We start from the raw sequence: 3,530 nt of genomic DNA on the forward strand, positions 1-3,530 counted from the left end.
ACTGTCAGCAGATGCGTAAATTTTAGCCTGTTTTGTTTCTTTGCCATTCCCAAAAATAATGCATTTATTGCAAATCTTTTCGCTCTGCCCCGCAAAATCATCACATTTGTTTTGGTTATTTGTTTCTTGTTCAATGTTTTTGAAGATCCAGCCTGTCTCTGAACAGGAAATAATTCTCAGCCGGGCTTGGGTTTGTCTTATGATCCTCCGTATCTTTGCCTAATCTACTCCATGTTTATTTGGTGTAATTATGGTTTTTAAATGGTCTTATAAAATTCTAAATGCAAAGAGAATTTCCCTTCAGCTCCCAATTGGTTTAGTAGAAATGTGAACAAAAAAGGTTTACATTTGTCTTTAAGAATGAAAGTTTGATGTTTCAAACAATGTCTGCTTCCATCTAATTTTAATAAGGAAATAAAATGGCAACAATAAAATTTAAAACCAATATAAACTGCTCAAGCTGTGTGGCAAAAGTAACCCCCTTTCTCAATAAGAAAGAGGGAATCACCTCATGGAGCGTCGATATCGACAACCCCGACAAGATACTGATTGTTGAAACCAACGACCTATCGGCAGAGGATATTGTGAAAACCGTGAAACGTACCGGCTTTGAGGCGGAACCAATTTAAAAAGTAAACCTGCGCTTAACCGTCGGTTGTTTAGCCAAATACAAATCCTGCCTATAAGGTTAAAAAACACAAAAATGTTGTTTATTGATTTCTGTTAGTCTACATTTGCAATCAAATAATAGCGAAATAATGAATTTACGTAACAACGGATATTGGTGGCGCTACTTACAACTCAAAAAGTCGTAAGGAAGAGCAGCCGTGTCTTGAAATAAGTATACAACATATAATTTAAGAGCCTGTCGCAATCCTGCGACAGGCTCTTTTAGTTTTAAGGGGTAGATGAAACAACAAGTAAAACGAAGATAATATGCAAAAATATTTGATAGATGAAAGAGGATATTACGGTGAATTTGGAGGAGCCTACATCCCCGAGATTCTGCACCAGTGCGTGTCCGACCTCGAAAAGGCATACCGCCCCATCATGGAGAGTGAGCGCTTTCGGGCCGATTTCGATTCCCTGTTGCGCGACTACGTGGGTCGTCCCTCTCCACTCTATTTCTCCCGGCAGCTGTCGTCACGCTACGGTGCGAAGATCTATCTGAAACGGGAGGATCTGAACCACACGGGTGCCCACAAAATCAACAATACCATCGGGCAGATACTGATTGCCCGTGAGATGGGCAAGACAAGAATCATCGCCGAGACCGGTGCCGGCCAGCATGGTGTGGCCACCGCTACCGTTTGCGCACTGATGCAGATGCCCTGCACCGTGTACATGGGCAAAACGGACGTAGCCCGTCAGCAGGTGAACGTGAAAAAGATGGAGATGCTGGGAGCCACGGTCGTGCCGGTCACTTCGGGTAACATGACGCTAAAGGACGCCACCAACGAGGCCATCCGCGACTGGTGTAGTCACCCTGCCGACACCCACTATATCATCGGATCAACGATTGGTCCGCATCCCTATCCCGATATGGTGGCCCGTCTGCAGTCGGTCATCAGCAAGGAGATCAAAGTGCAACTGGTAGAGAAGGAGGGCCGCGATTATCCCGATTATCTGGTGGCCTGTGTGGGTGGCGGCAGCAATGCTGCGGGTACCATTTATGAATATCTGGATAATGAGAAGGTGAAGATTGTGCTGGCAGAAGCAGGCGGGAAGGGAGTAGATAGCGGCGAGTCCGCCGCGACCATCCATCTGGGAACCGCCGGGGTGCTGCATGGCTGCCGCACATTGCTGATGCAGACGGAGGACGGGCAGATCACCGAACCCTATTCCATCTCGGCAGGACTCGATTATCCTGGCATCGGGCCGATACATGCTCATCTTGCCAAAACAAAACGGGCACAGGTGTTCGCAATCAACGACGATGAAGCACTACGGGCAGCCTTCGAACTGACCCGCAACGATGGAATTATCCCCGCACTGGAATCGGCACACGCACTGGCAGCCCTGCAGAAAGTGACTTTTGCTCCGAAAGAGGTGGTGGTTCTCACCCTTTCGGGGCGTGGCGACAAGGATCTGGAGACCTATTTCCGGTATGAGAAAGAGTTTGTTTGATGATCGGGAACCAAGGTTTAAATATAAAGAACTGAAAACGAGCCGACTAATGCGGGCAGCTGGCTGTATATATCCAGAGTAAAAAAACTTATAACGTTGAAAGGTATGCAATACAAATTTCAAACCAACAGCAAAAAGATCATGGGCGACCTCCATACACCTGTGAGTGTCTATTTGAAAGTGAGAGACTCCTTCCCGCAGTCGGCCCTGCTGGAGAGCTCCGACTTTCATGCCAACGAGAACAGCATCTCCTACCTGGCGCTGAAACCCATCGCCCAGGTGGAGGTGAACCGGGGTGTTTGTCATTTTCTGTTTCCCGACGACAAGGAAGAAAAACAGGCACTGTCGGAAAGTTTCACCATCTCCGATGCGTTAAACCGTTTCATTGGCCGGTTCGAGGTTGCCGGCAGTGAGCTGGAACAGTGCGGACTGTTCGGGTACTCCACTTTCAACTGTGTAAAGTATACCGAGCACATTGCCATCCGCGAAAGCAGGGAGGAACGCAACGATGCCCCCGACTTGCTTTATATCCTTTATAAATACCTGCTGGTGTTCAATCACTTCACCGACGAGATCAGCCTGATTGAGCTGCAGGGTGAGGATGAGATAAGTGACCTGATGAAGGTGGAGTCGCTGATCAACCAGCGTAACTTTGCCACCTACAACTTTTTTACCGAAGGAGAGGAATACAGCACCATCACCGACGAACAGTTCAAAGAGCATGTGCGTGCCGGGGTGCAGCACTGTCTGCGGGGCGACGTGTTTCAGATTGTGCTCTCGCGGAGGTTTGTCCAACGTTTCACCGGCGATGACTTCAAGGTGTACCGGGCACTGCGCTCCATCAACCCCTCTCCCTATCTCTTTTATTTCGATTTCGGCGGATACCGTATTTTTGGTTCCTCGCCCGAGACGCACTGCAAGATAAACGGATCGCAGATCAGCATCGACCCCATTGCGGGGACAACCAAACGGAGCGGCAATCATCAGGAAGACAGGAAGGCGGTGGAGTTTCTGCTGAACGATCCCAAGGAGAATGCGGAACATGTGATGCTGGTGGACCTGGCGCGGAACGATCTGAGTCGCCATGCCCACGATGTGAAGGTCGATTTCTACAAGGAACCGCAGTTCTATTCGCACGTGATCCACCTGGTCTCGCGCGTGAGCGGCACGCTCAATGAGGGTACCGACCCCATCCGTGCCTTCTTCGATACCTTCCCTGCCGGCACCCTCTCGGGAGCACCCAAGGTGCGGGCCATGCAGCTGATCTCGGAAATAGAATCGCACAACCGGGGAGCTTACGGCGGCTGCATTGGTTTCATCGGGCTGAACGGCAACATCAACCAGGCCATCACCATTCGCACGTTTGTCAGCCGCAACAACGAGCTGTGGTACCAGGCCGGGGC

General features: G+C 49.5%; 3 protein-coding genes. All 3 read left to right on the plus strand.

From position 1 onward, the window contains the following. The first annotated feature begins 419 nt into the window (after positions 1-419). Positions 420-629: a heavy-metal-associated domain-containing protein gene (locus tag B3Z75_RS00845; RefSeq protein WP_294066702.1), complete on the plus strand. Its 210-nt coding sequence runs from the start codon at positions 420-422 to the stop codon at positions 627-629. 307 nt (positions 630-936) lie between these two features. Continuing rightward, positions 937-2,127 (plus strand): tryptophan synthase subunit beta, encoded by a 1,191-nt coding sequence (gene trpB / locus B3Z75_RS00850; RefSeq protein ID WP_294066705.1) that lies wholly within the window; start codon positions 937-939, stop codon positions 2,125-2,127. Between the two features lie 105 nt (positions 2,128-2,232). Next, a partial coding sequence (locus B3Z75_RS00855) for an anthranilate synthase component I family protein (RefSeq protein WP_294066708.1) occupies positions 2,233-3,530 on the plus strand: 1,298 nt, incomplete at its 3' end.

It is taken from the genome of Proteiniphilum sp. UBA1028, from assembly GCF_002316955.1.
Taxonomy (GTDB): Bacteria; Bacteroidota; Bacteroidia; order Bacteroidales; family Dysgonomonadaceae; genus Proteiniphilum.